Raw genomic sequence first — 16,908 nt, 5'->3', positions numbered from 1 at the left:
CCACAACGCGGCCCCGGCCTGCCCGCCAGCCGCATCATGGCTCCACAACGCGGCCCGGGCTGCCCGCCAGCCGCGTTAGGGCTCCACGACGCGGCCCTGGTCGTGCGCGATCAGCGTTATGGCTCCACGTCGCGGGCGAGGATGGCGACCACGACCGTCGCGACCTGCTCAGCTACCTGCTCGGGCGGGTGTCTCGGCAGGACGATGTGGCTGACGGTCAGCCGGGTCGCCGTCTCGGCGGCCAGCGCGACCGCGTCCGGGTCCAGGTCCGGGAACGCGCGGCGCAGGTAGGCCACGCTGCGGTCGGTGGCGGCGGCGACGATCGGGCCGGACTCGGCGCCGAACAGCTCCGGGGCCGCACCCTCCCCCGTCAGCAGGGCCTTGACCAGCGGGTTCGCCGACGACTCGGTGATCGCGGCACCCACCGCCGCCACCCATGCCGCGTACAGGTCGTCCTCGGCGGCGAGGGCGGTCTCGATCCGGTCCAGGAAGCGGTCGGTGCAGCGCAGGACGAGCGCGGCCGCGACCCCGCCCCGGTCGCCGAACTCGCTGTAGAGCGTCTGCCGGCTCACCCCGACCCGCCCGGCCAGCTCGCGCATCGACAGCCCGCGCGGCCCGCAGCCGAGCACCAGCTCCTCGGCGATGTCGAGCGCCTCGTAACGCAGCACCTCCCGGCTGCGCTGCGCCATCGACCGTCGTTGCACCATCGGACCAGCGTGGACGATCTCGGTCACCCGGTCAACGATCTGGACACTTGGTGCCGATGTGTCTAACGTCGGGCTTCGTCGTCGCCGTCTGTCGAAGGAGAGGGACGTGACCGTCACCGAACGTCAGACCGTGGCCGGGCGCCTCGTGCGTGGTGCGCGGGAGCGCTGGTCGTCCGTGCTCACGGTGCCCGCGCCGGACCGGCTCGACGCCGCGCTGCTGGCCCGCGGCGTTCATGGGCGCAGGCCCGGCCCGTTCGCCCCCGCGCCGGAGGGGCTGCGCCCGATCCCCGGCGACGCCGGGATGCCGCTGCTCGGGCACGCGCTGAGCTACGTCCGGTTCGGTTCGGAGTTCACCCGCGCCCGCTCGCGGAAGCTGGGGCCCCTGTGGTGGATGCGCAGCCCGCTCGGGCGGGCGGTCGTCGTCACCGGCCCGGCGGCGACCCGCGAGGTGCTGACCAACCGGGACAAGGCGTTCTCCCAGGAGGGCTGGCGCTCGACGATCGACGCGTTCTTCCACCGCGGGCTGATGCTGCTCGACTTCGACGAGCACCGGGCGCACCGGCGGATCATGCAGGAGGCGTTCACCGCGCCCCGGATCGAGACCTATGTCGCCGAGACGACGCCGGTCGTCCGGGAGGTGCTCCCGACCTGGGATCCGGAGCTGCGGCTCTATCCGGCGTTGAAGAGCCTGACCCTCGACGTCGCGCAGAAGGTCTTCATGGACGGCCGCAGCGGGCCGGAGGCCCGTGCGGTCAACCAGGCGTTCGTGGACTGCGTACGCGCGGCCAACTCGTTCGTCCGCAAGGACCTGCCCGGCACCCGCTGGCGCAAGGGCCTGCGCGGTCGCGCCTACCTGGAGAGCTGGTTCCGCTCCAACCTCGAGGCCAAGCGGGCCGGCGACGGCGAGGACCTGTTCTCCGCGCTGTGCCACGCCGTGACCGACGACGGCGAGCGGTTCTCCGACGACGACGTCGTCAACCACATGATCTTCCTGATGATGGCCGCGCACGACACGTCGACGATCACCGCGGCGTCGGCGGCGTACCACCTCGCCCGGAACCCGCAGTGGCAGGAACGCTGTCGCGCGGAGTCCGACGCGCTGGCGACATCGCTGGGCGACGCGACCCCGGACGTCGCCGCCCTCAGGTCCCTGACCAGCCTCGACCTGGTGATCCGCGAGGCACTGCGGATGGACGCCCCGGTACCGATCGTGATGCGGACCGCGGTGAAGGACACCGCCGTCGCCGGGTTCCACATGCCGGAGGGCTCCCGGGTCGTGGTCGCGCCGGCGGTGAACCACTACGACCGGTCCTGCTGGACCGACCCGGACACGTTCGACCCCGAGCGCTTCGGCCCGGACCGCCGCGAGGACCGCTCCGACCGGGACGCGTGGGTGCCGTTCGGCGGCGGGGTGCACAAGTGCATCGGGCTGCACTTCGGGACCCTGGAGGTGACCGCGATCCTGCACGAGATGCTGCGTCGCTACCGCTGGGACGTGGAGCCGGGATACCGCCTGCGCTGGGACAACACGTCGCTCCCGGTGCCGGTCGGCGGGATCCCGGTGCGCCTGCACCGCCGCTGAGCGCTCACTGCGTGGGTGACCACTGTCCGCGGGCGACCGCGCCGGAGAGGCCGAGCAACCCGACCGCGTGCTCGTGGAGCGTGCGGCCCACCGCGGCCGGTGCCTGCCCGGCCGCGGCGCGCGCCTGCGTGCCCTCCAGGACGATGCCCATCTTGAACCCGGCCAGTGCGGTGTAGAAGTCGATCCACGACGTGTCCCGCCCACCCGCGTCGGCGTAGGCGGCGACGAGCTCGGCGCGCGACGGGAGCCCGCCGAGCGCGGACAGGGCCGGTCCGGCGCTCATCCCGACCGGCTCCTGCGGCCAGGTGACCATCAGCCAGCCCAGGTCCAGCAGCGGGTCGCCGACCGTGCACATCTCCCAGTCGATGACCGCCGCGACGCGGGGCTCGGTGCGGTGCAGCATCACGTTGTTCAGGTGCAGGTCCCCGTGCACCACGCCCGGCGCGGCGTCCGGCGGGCGGTTCTGCTCCAGCCAGTCCGCGACCAGGTCGACGTCGGGCAGCGTGCCGGACTCGTACCCCGGAACCTCGTCGTAGCCCGCGAGGTGTGTGCGCCACTGCGGCACCTGACGCTCCAGGAAGCTGCCCGGGCGTTGCAGCCCGCCCAGCCCGATCGCGTGCGGGTCCAGCGTGCCGAGCCGGGCGGCCGCGCGTGCGACGTCCAGCGCGCCGTCGTGGCGCAGCTGCTCCGACGCCTCCTGCGACGGGCTGACCGCCTCACCCGGGTTCAGCCCGTCGACGTCGGTCATCAGGTAGAACACGACGCCGAGCACGTCTGTGTCGGTGCACCCGGCGACCAGCTCGGGGTGCGGCACCCCGGACCCGGCCAGCGCGCGCAGGACGGTGATCTCGCGGGCGATCGTGCGGTCGGAGTTCGGGCGCGGGTGCGCAGGCGGGCGGCGCAGCACCAGCCGCCTGCCGTCCACGACGACGCGCAGCACGACGTTCTGGGTGCCGCCGGCCAGCGGGGTCACCTCGGTGATCTCGCCGTCCATCCCCTGGGTGCGCAGCCAGCCGGCGAGGGCGCCGGTGTCGACGAGGTCGGTCACGTCGACCACGCGAGGCCCCCGTCGATCTTGATCGTGGCGCCGGTCGTGTAGGACGCGGAGGGGCCGGTCAGGTACAGCACGGCGCCGACGATCTCGTCGGCCTCGCCGACCCGGCGCAGCGGGATGGTGCCGTCCTCGAAACGCTCGAGCACCTCCGGCGGCCAGTTCGTCGCGATGTCGGTGCGGAACGGTCCCGGCATCACGGTGTTGACGCGGACCGCCGGCGCGTAGGCGCGCGCGAGGCCGACGGTGAGCGCGTTGAGCCCGGCCTTGGCGGTGGCGTAGGGCAGCTCGACCGGGCTCGGCTCGACGGCGGCGATGCTCGAGATGTTGACGATCGACCCGCCGCCGCGCTCGGCCATCAGCGCGCCCACCCGGGAGCCGAGCCGGAACGCCCCGCGCAGGTTCACCGCGATCACCTTGTCGAACAGCTCCTCGGTGACCTCGTCGAGCGACGGGTACAGCGGCGACATCCCGGCGTTGTTGACCAGCACGTCGATCCGGCCGAACTCGTGCAGGACCCGGTCCACCAACGCGTCGCAGTCGGCCCAGCGGCCCACGTGGGCGCCGATCCCGAGCGCGGTCGCCCCGAACTCGTCGCGCAGCTCGGCCGCGAGCGACTCGCACGCCGGCGCCTTGCGGCTGGCGACGACGACCCGGTCGCCCTGCGCCGCGAACGCGCGGCACATCTCCCGGCCCATCCCCCGGCTACCGCCGGTGACCACCACGACCCGTCCCGCGTCCCCGTCGACCACCCGCTCACCCTGCCACGCGAGGTGCCGGCGGCGCACCGTCGCCGAGGGCCGGGGCCCCAGCCCGTGCCCTCAGCCCTTGCCCTTGTCCCAGTCGCGGTCGGCCTTGTCCTGCGCCTCGGTGCGCTCGCGCGCGATCTCCAGCGCCCGCGCGGCGGTCTCCTTGTCCGGGTACGGGCCCAGCCGGTCCGCGGCCCGGCATCCCGCGCCCGGCTCGACCGTCTTGTGCACGAGGCAGTAGAACCATTGCTCGTCGCTCATGGGAGCAGGGTCTCAGGTCGCAGGCGGATCCGCCGGGGCGGTCACCGGACGGCGATCGTCGCCACCGGCGCCGCACCGATGGCAGGGTGGGCGCCATGGCCCTCGTGCTCGGTGTGGACTCCTCGACGCAGTCCTGCAAGGTCGTCGTGCGTGACGCGGAGTCCGGGGAGCTCGTCCGCTCCGGACGTGCCGCGCACCCGGACGGGACCGAGATCGACCCGGCGCACTGGTGGACCGCGCTGCAGACGGCACTGGACGACGCAGGCGGTCTGGACGGCGTCGAGTCCGTGGCGGTGGCCGGGCAGCAGCACGGCATGGTCTGCCTCGACGCCGACGGCGAGGTCGTCCGCCCGGCGCTGCTGTGGAACGACACCCGATCCGCGCAGGCTGCCGCGGACCTCGTCGACGAGCTGGGCGCGGACCGCTGGGCGGAACTGACCGGACTCGTCCCGGTGGCCTCGTTCACGGTGTCGAAGCTGCGCTGGCTGGCCGAGAACGAGCCCGGCAGCGTCGCGCGGACCGCGGCGGTGTGCCTGCCGCACGACTGGCTGACCTGGAAGCTGCGCGGCGCAGCGGGCTCGGAAGGCGGTCTGGAGTCGCTGGTCACCGACCGGTCCGACGCCTCGGGCACCGGGTACTTCGACGGCCGCACCGGCGACTACCGCCCGGAGCTGCTGTCCCGGGCGCTGGGTCGCGAGGTGGAGCTGGGGCGCGAGGTCGCGCTCCCCCGCGTGCTCGGACCGGCCGAGTCCGTCGACGGGCCGGGGTTCCGACTCGGCGCCGGGGCCGGGGACAACGCCGCGGCCGGGCTGGGCGTCGGCGCGGGCGACGACGTCGTCGTCTCGCTGGGGACCTCGGGCACCGTGTTCGCCCGGGCCGGGCGCCAGGCCCGCGACCCGAGCGGGATCGTCGCCGGGTTCTCCGACGCGACCGGCGCGTTCCTGCCGCTGGTCTGCACGCTCAACGCCGCGCGTGTGCTGGACGCCGCGGCGCGCCTGCTCGGCGTCGACCTCGACGAGCTGTCGCGGCTCGCGCTGGCCGCCGCGCCGGGGGCGGACGGGCTGACCGTCGTCCCGTACCTCGAGGGCGAGCGGACCCCGAACCTGCCGGACGCGACCGGTGCCGTGCACGGCATGACGCTGCGCAACGCGACCCGGGAGAACCTGGCGCGCGCCGCCGTCGAGGGGATGCTGTGCGGGCAGCGGGTCGGGGTGGACGCGCTGGCCGGGCAGGGCGTGTCGGTGACGGGCGTGCGGCTGGTCGGCGGGGCCGCACGGTCCGAGGCGGTGCGGGCGATCGCACCGACCGTGTTCGGGGTGCCGGTGACCGTGCCGGAGCCGGGCGAGTACGTCGCCGACGGCGCCGCGCGCCAGGCCGCGTGGGCACTGCGCGGCGGCGACACCCCGCCGCAGTGGAGCCCGTCCGGTGACCCGGCGCGCTTCGACGGCGAGGAGACCCCGGGGCTGTGGGACCGCTACCGCGAGGCGGCCGACCTGCACCTGTCGCGCCGGTAGGGTCGCACGCGTGGCGCCCGAGAACGACTCACGGCACAGGCCGCTGCTCGTCCTGGGCAAGATCACCGACATCCTGGACGCGTTCACGCTCACCCGGCCGGTGCTCTCCCTCGGCGAGATCCAGCAGGCGACCGGCATCCCGACCTCGACCGTGCAGCGGCTGGTGTCGAACATGGTCGCCGAGGGGATGCTGGACCGGGTCGGGGACCGGGTCCGGATCGGCGTCCGGATGGCCTACTGGGCCGGTGCGGCCGCGCGCGGCGTCGACGTCCTGGAGCTGGCCGCGCCGGTGCTGCGCGAGATCCGCGACGCGACCGGCGAGACGGCCGCGTTCTTCCGCGCCGAGCACGGCTACCGGGTGTGCGTCGCGGTCGCCGAGACCCGGCACGCGCTGCGCCGCGAGATGCACGTCGGCAAGATCGTCCCGCTGCACGCCGGGTCCGCCGGACGGGTACTGCTGGCCTGGGACGACGAGCTGGCCGCGCAGGTGCTCACCGGCCCGTTGCAGACCCTGACCGACTACACCGTGACCACGCCGGAGGTCCTGCGCGAGCTCGTCGGGCAGACCCGTCGCGACGGCTTCGCGATCACCTCGTCCGAGCGTGACGACGGCGCGTCCGGGCTGTCGGCGCCGGTGTTCGCCGCCTCCGGCGGGCCGGCGGGCGCCCTGACGATCAGCGGTCCCACCATCCGGATGCCCCGCGAGCAGTGCGAGAAGTGGGTCGATCTCCTCGTCGACCACGCCACCCGCCTGACCCGCACCCTGGGCGGGCGCCCCCCGACGTGACCGGTCAGCGGCGCGGGCCCGCGGTCCAGGAGAACGCGCTCGCCTCGGAGCGGACGCCCTGCGCGGCGCGGGAGCGGTTCGGCTCGCCGAGGTCGGCGAGCAGGTCCTCGGAACGCTCCACCAGGCCGGCCAGCACCGCCGGGGTGAGCCAGTCCGGGCGCAGGGCGAACAGCAGGTCCTCCGACGCGGTGTTGCCGCTGGCCCCGGGCGCGAACGGGCAGCCGCCCAGCCCGCCCAGCGCACCGTCGACCATCTCGGCGCCCGCGGCGACGGCGGCGAGGGAGTTCGCGACGCCCTGGCCCCACGTGTCGTGGCCGTGGAACACCATCCGGCGCGCCGGCGCCTCGTCCCGCACCCGGGTCAGCAGCGACGACACCTGCGACGGGACCGCCTGGCCGAGCGTGTCGCACAGGACGATGTCGACCGCGCCCTCGGCACGGGGGTCGTTCGCGATCTGCAGCACCCGGTCCGGGTCCACCGGGCCGTCGAACGGGCAGGTGAACGTCGTGGCCAGGCACAGCTGGATCCGTCCGCCCGCGCCGAGCGCGTGCTCGACGGCGGCCGGCATCGCGGCGAGGCTGACCTCGGTGTCGCGGCCGATGTTGGCCCGGTTGTGCGCGTCGGAGACCGAGAGGCAGTACTGGACGTTGCGCGCGCCCGCGGCGACCGCCTTCTCCACGTGTCGCGGCGTGGCCACCCACACCCAGCAGCGCTCCAGCTCCTCGGGGTCCAGGGCGGCGACGACGTCGAGCGTGTCGGCCAGCGGCGGCACCATGTCGCCGCGGGCCAGCGAGCCGATCTCCAGCTCGGGCACGCCCGCGGCCAGCAGCGCGCGGACCAGCTCGACCTTCTTCGACGTCTCCAGGGGCTTGCCGGTCAGCTGCAGGCCGTCGCGCAGGGTGACATCACGCAGCAGGGTCACGAGGTCTCCGTCCCGGCCGCCGCGGCGACCTGCTCGTCGGTGTAGCCGAGGAGCCCGGTGAGCACCTCGGAGGTGTTCGCGCCCAGGTCCGGGCCGACGCTGCGGACCGGGACCGAGGTGCCGTCGAGCACCGGCACGACGCCCGGGAAGCCGACCCGCTCCGGTGCGTCGCCCCCGGTGTCGACGTCGAAGTACTGGATCATGTCGCGGGCGCGGAACTGCTCGTCGGCGACGATGTCGGGCGCGGCGTAGATCGGCCCGGCCGGGACGCCCGCCTCCTCCAGCCGCGCGAGGACGTCGGCGCGGGGCAACGATCTCGTCCAGGCCTCGATCGCGGCGTCGAGCTCGTCGCGCCGGGCCCAGCGACCCGCGTTGGAGGCCAGGTCGGGCTCGGTGCCCAGCTCCGGACGTCCGATGACCTCCATGAACCGGCCGTAGATCGAGTCCCCGTTCCCGGCGATGACGACGCTGCCGCCGTCGGCGCAGACGTAGGCGTTGGACGGGGCGATGCCCTCCATCCGGCCGCCCACCCGCTGCCGTTCGACGCCGTAGGCCAGGTGGTCCGGGATCAGCGACTCCATCATCGACAGCACGGCCTCGTTCAGCGCCACGTCCATGCGGCGGTGCACCGGGCGGTCGGTGCCGCGCCGGGTCTCGCGCTGGAACAGGCCCATCATCGCGCCGAACGCGGCGTAGAGCCCGGCGATCGAGTCGCCGATCGACACCCCGGTGCGCGACGGCGGCCGGTCCGGCTCCCCCACCAGCTCGCGCAGCCCGCCCATCGCCTCGGCCACGGCGGCGAAGCCCGGGCGGTGCGCCAGCGGGCCGGTCTGGCCGAACGCGGAGACCCGCACGAGCACGACGTCGCGGTTCGCCGCCTCCAGCGCGTCCGGGCCCAGGCCCCACTTCTCCAGGGTGCCGGGCCGGAAGTTCTCCAGCACCACGTCGGACTGCGCCACCAGCGCGAGGACGGCGTCGCGCCCGGCGTCGGTGCGCAGGTCCAGCACGACCGAGCTCTTGTTGCGGTTCAGGGTGCGGTAGAGCATCGAGGTGTCGCCGGCGTAGAGACGCCAGTTGCGCACCTCGTCACCGGTCCGCGGCCGCTCGACCTTGATCACCTCGGCTCCGAAGTCGGCCAGCAGGCGCCCCGCGGTGGGGGCGGCGATGTAGTTGCCCAGCTCGAGCACCCGCACCCCGGACAGCGGCAGGTCGGTCGTCATGGCACCTCTCATTGCGGTCTCACGGTCAGAACACCAGCGACATCGGCAGGATCAGCAGGATCGCCACGACCGATGCCACCGACACCCCGACCGAGCAGGTCTTCAGCGCACCACGTGTCGTCTGCCCCATCAGCGACTGCAGCAACCAGAACGTGTTGGACGTGACGTGCACCGCGAACAGCGACCCGGCGCCGGCGGCCAGCGCGACCAGCACCGGGCTCAGGCCGATGATCGGCGCGACCGGGGCCAGCACACCGGCCGCGGTGATCGCGGAGATCGTCACGGAGCCGATCGCGACGTGCAGCACGGCCGCGATCAGCCAGACCATCAGCAGCGGGGCGACGGTGTTGGCGGAGAAGTACTGGCCGAGGATCTCGCCGAGCCCGGCCTTCTGGATCGTGGTGGCCAGCGAGCCGCCGACACCGGTCAGGATCAGGATCTGCCCGCTCTCCCGGAACCCGCCCGCCACCGACTCCTCGACGGCACTCGCACCGGTCGCGTAGGTGCAGACCGCGATGGTGCCGATCAGCCCGATCAGCAGGGCGATCACCGGTTCGGCGACGAACGCCAGCACCGGGATCGACACCTCGGCGACCTCGAGCACCGCGCCGACCGCGATCAGCAGCAGCGCCACCAGCAGCGGGGTGAACAGCACCGCGAGCGGGACGTCGCGGCGCATCGGGCCCGGCCCGTCGTCTGCGGGCGCGGTGGACCCGGTCGCCGACGTCACCGTGGACGCCGAGGCGGGCTCCCGGTCCGGGCCCGGTCCGGGGGCTCCGACGGCGACCGCGAGCTCTGCCTGCTCGTCGCGCACCGGGTCCCACCACCCCCGGCGGAACAGGAACGTCATGATCCCGACCGCGATCAGCACCGTCGGCACCACCAGGACGAACCCGGCCAGCAGCATCGTCCCCAGCGGCACCCCGAGCAGACCGGCCAGGGCCAGCGCGCCGACGCCCGGGACCATGAGGACGATCCCGCACTCCAGCCCGATCGCCAGGGCGGTCGCCATCCGGGGCAGGCCCTGCGCGCCGATCCGCGGCGCGAGACGCCGCGCCAGCGGAGCCGAGATCACCAGCAGGACGTCCACGAAGATCGACTGCAGGACGGTACCGACGGTGACGGCGGTCGCGTACGGCATCCCGCGCGGGCCGCAGACCCGCAGCAGCATCGAGACCAGCCGCTCGATCGCGCCCGCCCGCTGCAGCATCGCGCCGGTCAGCACGCCGAACGCGATCAGCAGCCCGACCTCGGCCAGGATGTCGCCGAACCCGCCGGTGATCGCCTCCACGGTGCCCTCGACGCCCAGACCGGCGGTCAGGCCGAGGTAGGCCGCGCCGACGACGAGCGAGACGACCGGGTTCAGCCGGAACCGGACGATGAGCAGGACCGTGGCCAGCACGGCCACGACCGTGTTGACGATGATCGCGGTGTCGGACAAGAGGTTCTCCACGGGGCAGGACGGCCCGTGGCGGGCGCGTCGTCGACGGCGATGTCGGTCGCGTGCGCTCACATCATGAACTGTCACCCACGATGCAAGCAAGCTGTCGTGCCGAGTCACTCTGCGGCCAGTGCGGCCCCGAATCCCAGGAGCGCGACGCCGGAGACCGCATCACCGCTGCGGCGCACGCGGCGCCGGGAGAACCACACGCGGGCCCGGTGCACGGTCAGCACCAACCCGACCTGCCAGGCCCCGCCCAGCACCGCGACGGTCAGCGCGAGCAGCAGCGCGTCGCCGGTCCCGGTCACCCCGGGCACCAGGAACTGCGGCAGCACCGACAGGTACAGGATCAGGACCTTCGGGTTGGTCACGTTGGACAGGAGCCCGCGCCCGAACGCCTTCGCCGCGCCGCCCGGGGCCGGCGCCGCGCCGTCGAGCGAGGGGTGGTCGCCGCGCACGGCCGCCCGCAGCGCACCGAACGCCAGGACGCACAGGTACGCCACGCCGGCCCAGCGCAGGATCGTGAACAGCGTCTGCGACTGCGCCAGCAGCACGCCGAGCCCGAACGCGGCGGCGCTGCCCTGCGCGGCGTTGCCGGTGAACACCCCGGCCGTGGTCGCCAGTCCGGCGCGGCGCCCGCCGACCACCGACGAGCGCAGCAGCACGACGGTGTCCGGCCCGGGGACCAGCACGAGTACGACGACGATCAACAGGTACGCACCGTAGGAAGCCCAGCTCACGAGCGACCACGCTAGCGACCGGCGGAGCAGGACCCCAGGGAGAATCTGCTCACCCCGCCCGTAATCTGGGCCGGGTGCGACGCCGGCTCCGATCCCCGCTGCCGCAGCGCCACGGGCTCGACCCCGCGCGGCTGCGCACCCCGGACGACGGCAGCACGTGGCCGACCATGCGCGCGCACCTGCTCGACCGGCTCCCCCGCGTCGACCCGGCCCGGCTCGACGAGATGCTGGCCGGCGGCGAGATCGTCGGCACCGAGGGCCCGCTGCGCCCGGACAGCCCGTTCGCCCCGGGGACGTTCCTGTGGCTGCATCGCGACCTGCCCGACGAGGTCACGGTGCCGTTCGAGATCGGGATCGTGCACCGCGACGACGACGTCCTGGTCGTCGACAAGCCGCACTTCCTGGCCACGATCCCGCGCGGGCGCCACGTGCTCGAGACGGCCCTGGTGCGCCTGCGACGGCAGCTGGACCTGCCCGCGCTGAGCCCGGCGCACCGGCTGGACCGGGCCACCGCGGGCTTGTTGCTGCTGGTCGTGCGCCCGGAGCTGCGCGGGGCGTACCAGACGATGTTCGCGAAACGGCGGGTCGCGAAGACCTACGAGGCGATCGCGCCGTACCCACCGTCGCTGGAGCTGCCGCGCACGGTCCGCTCCCGGATCGTCAAGGAGCGCGGCGTGTTCCAGGCCGTCACCGAGGACGGGCCGGTGAACGCGGAGACGCTCGTCGAGCTCGACGGGCACCGCGACGGCCCGGACGGATCAGCGCTGGCCCGCTACCGGCTCACCCCCTACACCGGGCGCACCCACCAGCTCCGGGTGCACATGAGCGGGCTGGGCGTGCCGATCCTGGGCGACGACTTCTACCCGGACCTGCGCGAACGGCCGCTGTCCGACTTCGACCGCCCGCTGCAGCTCCTGGCCAGGACGCTGGAGTTCACCGACCCCGTCAGCGGCGAGCTCCGCCGGTTCTCCAGCCGCCGCACCCTGCAGGCGTGGGACGACCACGCCGGCTGGTCATCACGGCCGGACCGGTAGCCGGAGCAGGCCGCGGATCAGCGTGGACTCGCGCCAGGCCAGGTCCTGCGGCTCGGCGGCCAGGGTCATCTGCGGGAACCGGCCGACGAGGGTCCGGAACGCGACCTCGCCCTCCAGCCGGGCCAGCGGCGCGCCGAGGCAGTGGTGGATGCCGTAGCCGAAAGCGACGTGGTTGCTCGTGTCGCGGGTCAGGTCCAGGGTGTCCGGGTCCGGGTAGCGCTCCGGGTCCCGGTCGGCCGAGTCCAGCGCGATCATGACGATCTCGCCCTCGCCGATCTCGGCGCCGCCGATCGTCACCGGCTCGGCGGTGAAGCGCAGGGTCGCGAGGTTCACCGGCCCGTCGTAGCGCAGGAACTCCTCGACGGCCTTCGGGGCCAGGTCGAGGTCCTCGCGCAGACGGTCCATCTCCTCGGGGTGGGTGAGCAGGGCGCGCATCCCGTTGCCGATCAGGTTCACCGTCGTCTCGTGCCCGGCCACGAGCAGCAGGAACGCCATCGACACGGCCTCGTTCGTGCTCAGCCGGTCCGCGTCCGAGGTCTCCTCCACGATCGCGGACAGCATGTCCTCACCGGGGGCCTCGCGCTTGCTCTCGACGAGATCGGACAGGAACGCGCCCATCTCCCGGCTCGCCGCCGCCCGGGTCTCCGGCTCGCCCTGCGAGAGCAGCGTGTTCGACCAGTGCCGGAAGTCGTCGCGGCGCGCCTCGGGCACCCCGAGCAGCTCGCAGATGACGGTCATCGGCAGCGGGAAGGCGAACGCGTCGAGCAGATCGATCTCCCGCTCCCCCGCCTCCAGCCGGGCCGCGATGTCGTCGGCGAGGCCGGTGGCGATCTGCTCGATCCGCTCCCGCATGCGAGCGATCGCGCGCACCGTGAACGCCCGGTTGACGATCTTGCGCAGCCGCGTGTGGTCCGGCGGGTCGGAGTTGAGCATGTGCTCGGAGAAGACCTCGGAGAACTGCACGAGACGCTCCGGCGAGACCGAGTGCCGCGTCAGGATCTCACCGAACCGGCTGCCCTGTTTGGACAGTCGCGGGTCGTTCAGGGCCGCCCGGACGTCGGCGTAGCGCGTGACCACCCAGACGCTCAGGCCCATCCCGGTGACGGCCCGCGTCACCGGGCGCTCCTCCCGCAGCAGCCGGTAGGCGGCGTGCGGATCCTGCAGGAACTCGTGGTCGAGCTCGATCGGCGTGGTGGTGCTGGTGGTCATGGAGGACCTCCGGGTGCGCGGTTCGGGTCGGCGTCGCTGCGCCTCCGAAGCTACCCCGGTCCGGCACGATGATCACGTGCGGCGACCACGCCGTCAGCCGACGTTGCGGCCGTTCTGCCCGAACGGGGCGACGCCGTTGGTGTCCTCATCGCCCCGGAACCCGTGCGCGGAGGGGCGCCCGTTGCCGGGCACCGGCGACACCGGCCACGGCGCGGGGCCGTTCCCGTTCGCGACCGGCCCGCTCCCGTTGGCGCCCTGGTGCTCCTCGGCCGCGCGGTGCCTGCCCTCGCGCAGGCCGCGCTGGTAGCTGGCCAGGCGGTTGCGGACGCGGTCGGGCTGGCGCTCCATCGAGCTGGCGTGCCGCGCGGCGCCGACGTCACGCCGCGACGGCGGGACCATCTGCTGGCCGGGACGACGCTGCGGCAGGCCCTGCGCCGTCGTCGGCGACTCGACGACGCGGTTCGCCCGCAGGCGCGCGGCCTCGAACTCGGCGTCGCCGACGGTGGACCAGTTCTCCGGGGCGGGCCCGCCGGGGCGCGAGCCGTTCGGGCCCGCCGTCGGCAGTGCGGTGGTCTGCGGGGAGGCCGCGCCGGCCTCCGGGTCCCGGAACCACGCCGACGCGACGGCGGCGAAGATCGGCGTGCCGTCCATGTCGTCGGTGGACACCGGTACCTCGGTGTCGAACGGCCCGAACAGCTCCACCGGTGGGGTGGTGCCCGGGACCGGCAATGCTTCGGTCACCGGCGGCGCGTCGGCGGCGGGCCGCTCCGCCTGCCCTGCGGGAACCTGGCCCTGCCCGGCGGGGGCCTGGCCCTGCCCGGCGGGAACCTGGCCCTGTCCGGCGGGAGCCTGGGACGACGGGGGCCCACCCGGCCCCGGGAACGGGCGCGCGGGCGGCGGCACCGGCAGGGACGGCGGTTGCCCGGCAGGGGCCTGAGGACCGCTGCGGTACCCGGGAACGGCCGGAGGCTGGTTCGGCTGGGACACGTTCGGCTGCCGGGACCAGGCCCCGAGCGGCATCGGACGAGCAGATGGTCCGCCCTGCCCCTGGCCCTGGCCCTGGCCCTGGCCCTGGCCCTGGCCCTGGGGAGCCTGCCCGGTCGGCATCTGCCCGGTCGGGGCCTGGGCCGCGGCGGCTGCGGCGGCCGACGCGGCGCTGCCGGGCCCGGCCTCGGAGCCGGACGGGACCGGCGGCCACGGCGGGACGGACTGCTGGGCGGCCGGGACGGACGTCGTCACCGGCTCCGCGGGGGCGCCCGGGAACGGGGTCATCTCCTCGGCGCCGGGCGCGACGACGTCCTCGGTGCGGATCGAGTCCGGGCCGCCGCGCCCACCGGCCAGCAACGACGGCGGCAGCTGCAGCACCGCGACCGGGAACAGCCCGGGCACGGCCTGGGTGCCGGCGGCGCTGCGGGTCCCGAGCCGGGCGCCGATCACGCGCGAGAGCCGCGCCGCGACGTAGAGACCGATCTCGTGCGGGGCCACCGCGCCGTCCGGGCGCCCGGCGGCGAGCATCCGGTCCAGGTCCTCGACCGGGGCCCGGTTCTGCGCGGGACGCGTGCACAGCAGCTCCAGCACCACCCCGCCGTCGGGCGCGTAGCGGTTGTGCAGCTCGAGACGCTCGCCCGGGCCGGTCGTGGTGACCGCGTGGGCGAGCAGCTCGGCGAGGATCTGGCCGAAGACGGGCTCGGCGGCCCCGTCCAGGGACACGCTCGGCGACGGCGGGACGACGGTGCGCGAGGCGGCCTCGCTGGCGGCGACCGCGGCGGACAGCGCCTGCCCCAGCGGCACCGCAGCACCGCCGCGCGGCGTCGGCGGGGTGCCGGACATGACCAGGATGTGGTCGCCGTCGCGCACCCCGCGACGGGCGGCCGCGGCCAGCTCGGCGAGGTCGGCGAGGGCGCCGGGGCGCAGCTCGCCGCTGCGCAGACGCTCGGTCAGGAGCTGCTGGCGCTCGGAACGGGCCCGCAGCCGGTGGGCCACGGCGGCCATGACGGCGTCGCCGTCGGCCCCGGGCGCAGCGTCGTCCTCGCGGGAGCCGGCTGGCGCAGGACCGCCCGGCCGGGTGCCCGACGGGTCGTCTCGCTGCACGCGATGTCCTCCGAACGGCTCGTGCGACGCCCGTGCCTCGGACGCCTACGGACCCGGGCCGCGTCGACCCGGGCACGCTCGGGTGCAGAATCTACCGGCTGGTTGCCTCCGAGCCGCCCCGGATGCGGTGGGCGGTGGCCCGGGCGGTGTCGGGCGGTGCCCCCGCGGCACCGATCGGCCCTGGTCCGCGCCCCGACACGCCCGGCGGACGGCGAGATGCGACGGGCCGCGCTTGCACCGGGCGGGGCGAGCTGGTCACGTGGGCCGACGAGGGGCCCGCCGCGCCCCTCGACCGCCCCTCGACGCCGGAGGTTCTCCCACGTGTCCCGCACCCCGATCCGGATCGGCAACTTCTCCGGCTACCTCGGTGACCGCTTCACCGCGATCGACGAGGCACTGGCCGGCGACCCCGTCGACGTGCTGATGGGCGACTACCTGGCCGAGGTCACCCTCGCGGCGCTGGCCGCGGGCTACCGCAAGGACGGGAGCGGCGGGTACGTCGCCTACTTCCTGCGCCAGCTCGAGCCGCACCTGGGCACGCTCGCCGAGCGCGGGATCAAGGTCGTCACCAACGCGGGCGGTTTCAACCCCGCCGGGCTGGCCGAGGCGCTGCGCGAACGGGTCGCCGCGGCCGGGCTGTCGCTTCGGGTCGCACACGTCGAGGGCGACAACGTGCTGGACCGGCTCGGCGATTTCCACACCGACGGGCACGGGATGGAGCATCTCGACACCGGCGCGCCGCTCAAGGACTGGGGGGTCGAGCCGATCGCGGCCAACTCCTACCTCGGCGGGTTCGGCATCGCGGCCGCGCTGGCCGGCGGCGCGGACATCGTCGTCACCGGGCGGGTCACCGACGCCTCGCTGACGGCCGGTCCCGCGGCCTGGTGGCACGGCTGGACCCCGGACGACTGGGACGCGCTGGCGGGCGCCGTCACCGCCGGGCACGTGATCGAGTGCGGCGCGCACGCGACCGGCGGCAACTTCTCCGGGTTCACGCAGGTCCCGGGCATGGTGAAGTGCGGCTTCCCGATCGGCGAGGTCGCCGCCGACGGCAGCAGCGTGATCACCAAGCACTCCCGCGACGGCGGCATGGTCACCGTGGACACGGTGACCGCCCAGCTCGTCTACGAGATCCAGGGTCCGCGCTACCTGAACCCGGACGCCACCGTGCACCTGGACACGGTGACGCTGGAGCAGGTCGGGCCGGACCGGGTCGCGATCGGGCCGGTCACCGGCTCGCCCCCGCCGCCGACGGCGAAGATCGCGGTGTTCGCGCCGATCGGCTACGAGATCTCGCAGATGCTGTTCTGCACCTCGCCGAACGTCGCCGAGAAGGTCGCGCTGCTGCGCGAGCAGCTGCGCTCCCAGCTCGACGGGCACGTCGACCAGCTCGACGTGACGCCCCTGGGCACGGCCGCCCCCGACCCGGCCAGCCAGTGGGAGGCGACGGTGCCGATCCGGGTGATCGCCACCGCCCGCGACCCCGAGCCGCTGCGCCGTTTCGTCCCCGCCGTCGGCAGCCTCTACCTGCAGGGATTCCCCGGTTTCCACCACGACGGGCACGCCCAGCGGGTGAGCGAGCCGTGGCCGCGGATCGACT

15 protein-coding genes are annotated in these 16,908 nt (G+C 74.5%); 5 read left to right on the top strand and 10 right to left on the bottom strand.

Annotated features, from left to right (window positions below):
- Positions 1-116: 116 nt before the first annotated feature.
- Positions 117-734, bottom strand: a complete 618-nt coding sequence (locus I4I78_RS17475) for a TetR/AcrR family transcriptional regulator (RefSeq protein ID WP_218612404.1) — start codon at positions 732-734, stop codon at positions 117-119.
- 79 nt (positions 735-813) lie between these two features.
- Here I4I78_RS17475 and I4I78_RS17470 point away from each other — a divergent pair, with 79 nt between their 5' ends.
- Entirely contained in the window at positions 814-2,289 is a 1,476-nt protein-coding gene (locus tag I4I78_RS17470; protein ID WP_308252187.1) for a cytochrome P450, read from the top strand.
- 4 nt (positions 2,290-2,293) lie between these two features.
- On the opposite strand, the gene I4I78_RS17465 is transcribed toward I4I78_RS17470, so the two are convergent.
- The 3 genes from I4I78_RS17465 to I4I78_RS17455 all read right to left on the bottom strand — a co-directional run bounded on the left by I4I78_RS17465 (position 2,294) and on the right by I4I78_RS17455 (position 4,350).
- Positions 2,294-3,337, bottom strand: coding sequence for a phosphotransferase family protein (locus tag I4I78_RS17465; RefSeq protein ID WP_308252186.1), 1,044 nt, complete (start codon positions 3,335-3,337; stop codon positions 2,294-2,296).
- Entirely contained in the window at positions 3,334-4,092 is a 759-nt protein-coding gene (locus I4I78_RS17460; RefSeq protein WP_308252185.1) for a glucose 1-dehydrogenase, read from the bottom strand. The genes I4I78_RS17465 and I4I78_RS17460 overlap by 4 nt, the downstream gene beginning before the upstream one ends.
- A 69-nt stretch (positions 4,093-4,161) precedes the next feature.
- On the bottom strand, positions 4,162-4,350 hold the full coding sequence (locus tag I4I78_RS17455; RefSeq protein ID WP_218612403.1) for a hypothetical protein: 189 nt from the start codon (positions 4,348-4,350) through the stop codon (positions 4,162-4,164).
- Between the two features lie 95 nt (positions 4,351-4,445).
- On the opposite strand from I4I78_RS17455, the gene xylB reads away from it, so the two are divergent.
- Both xylB and I4I78_RS17445 read left to right on the top strand, forming a co-directional pair.
- A complete protein-coding gene (gene xylB, locus I4I78_RS17450; protein ID WP_218612402.1) occupies positions 4,446-5,864 on the top strand; it encodes a xylulokinase in 1,419 nt (472 codons plus the stop codon).
- Between the two features lie 10 nt (positions 5,865-5,874).
- On the top strand, positions 5,875-6,651 hold the full coding sequence (locus tag I4I78_RS17445; protein ID WP_308252184.1) for an IclR family transcriptional regulator: 777 nt from the start codon (positions 5,875-5,877) through the stop codon (positions 6,649-6,651).
- Positions 6,652-6,655: 4 nt separating this feature from the next.
- On the opposite strand, the gene I4I78_RS17440 is transcribed toward I4I78_RS17445, so the two are convergent.
- The 4 genes from I4I78_RS17440 to I4I78_RS17425 form a co-directional block, all read right to left on the bottom strand.
- Positions 6,656-7,573, bottom strand: a complete 918-nt coding sequence (locus tag I4I78_RS17440; protein ID WP_218612401.1) for a hydroxymethylglutaryl-CoA lyase — start codon at positions 7,571-7,573, stop codon at positions 6,656-6,658.
- Positions 7,570-8,793, bottom strand: a complete 1,224-nt coding sequence (locus tag I4I78_RS17435) for a CaiB/BaiF CoA-transferase family protein (RefSeq protein WP_218612400.1) — start codon at positions 8,791-8,793, stop codon at positions 7,570-7,572. The genes I4I78_RS17440 and I4I78_RS17435 overlap by 4 nt, the downstream gene beginning before the upstream one ends.
- 25 nt (positions 8,794-8,818) lie before the next feature.
- On the bottom strand, positions 8,819-10,234 hold the full coding sequence (locus tag I4I78_RS17430; protein WP_218612399.1) for a GntP family permease: 1,416 nt from the start codon (positions 10,232-10,234) through the stop codon (positions 8,819-8,821).
- A 116-nt stretch (positions 10,235-10,350) separates the two neighbouring features.
- A complete protein-coding gene (locus I4I78_RS17425; protein ID WP_218612398.1) occupies positions 10,351-10,974 on the bottom strand; it encodes a LysE family transporter in 624 nt (207 codons plus the stop codon).
- A 74-nt stretch (positions 10,975-11,048) separates the two neighbouring features.
- On the opposite strand from I4I78_RS17425, the gene I4I78_RS17420 reads away from it, so the two are divergent.
- Complete coding sequence (locus tag I4I78_RS17420) at positions 11,049-12,008, top strand: pseudouridine synthase (protein ID WP_218612397.1); 960 nt, start codon at positions 11,049-11,051, stop codon at positions 12,006-12,008.
- Here I4I78_RS17420 and I4I78_RS17415 read toward each other — a convergent pair.
- The gene (locus tag I4I78_RS17415) at positions 11,991-13,217 is read right to left on the bottom strand and encodes a cytochrome P450 (RefSeq protein ID WP_218612396.1); all 1,227 of its coding nucleotides are present in this window, start codon (positions 13,215-13,217) and stop codon (positions 11,991-11,993) included. The genes I4I78_RS17420 and I4I78_RS17415 overlap by 18 nt on opposite strands.
- A gap of 93 nt (positions 13,218-13,310) precedes the next feature.
- Entirely contained in the window at positions 13,311-15,308 is a 1,998-nt protein-coding gene (locus I4I78_RS17410; RefSeq protein WP_218612395.1) for a hypothetical protein, read from the bottom strand.
- Positions 15,309-15,629: 321 nt separating this feature from the next.
- Here I4I78_RS17410 and I4I78_RS17405 point away from each other — a divergent pair.
- Positions 15,630-16,908 (top strand): acyclic terpene utilization AtuA family protein (locus I4I78_RS17405; RefSeq protein ID WP_308252183.1); only part of this gene is annotated, 1,279 nt, incomplete at its 3' end.

The organism is Pseudonocardia sp. KRD291 (assembly GCF_019263595.1).
Lineage (GTDB): Bacteria > Actinomycetota > Actinomycetes > Mycobacteriales > Pseudonocardiaceae > Pseudonocardia.
Note: the sequence above shows the minus strand (reverse complement) of the source record. Positions and strands in the feature narration are given on the sequence as shown.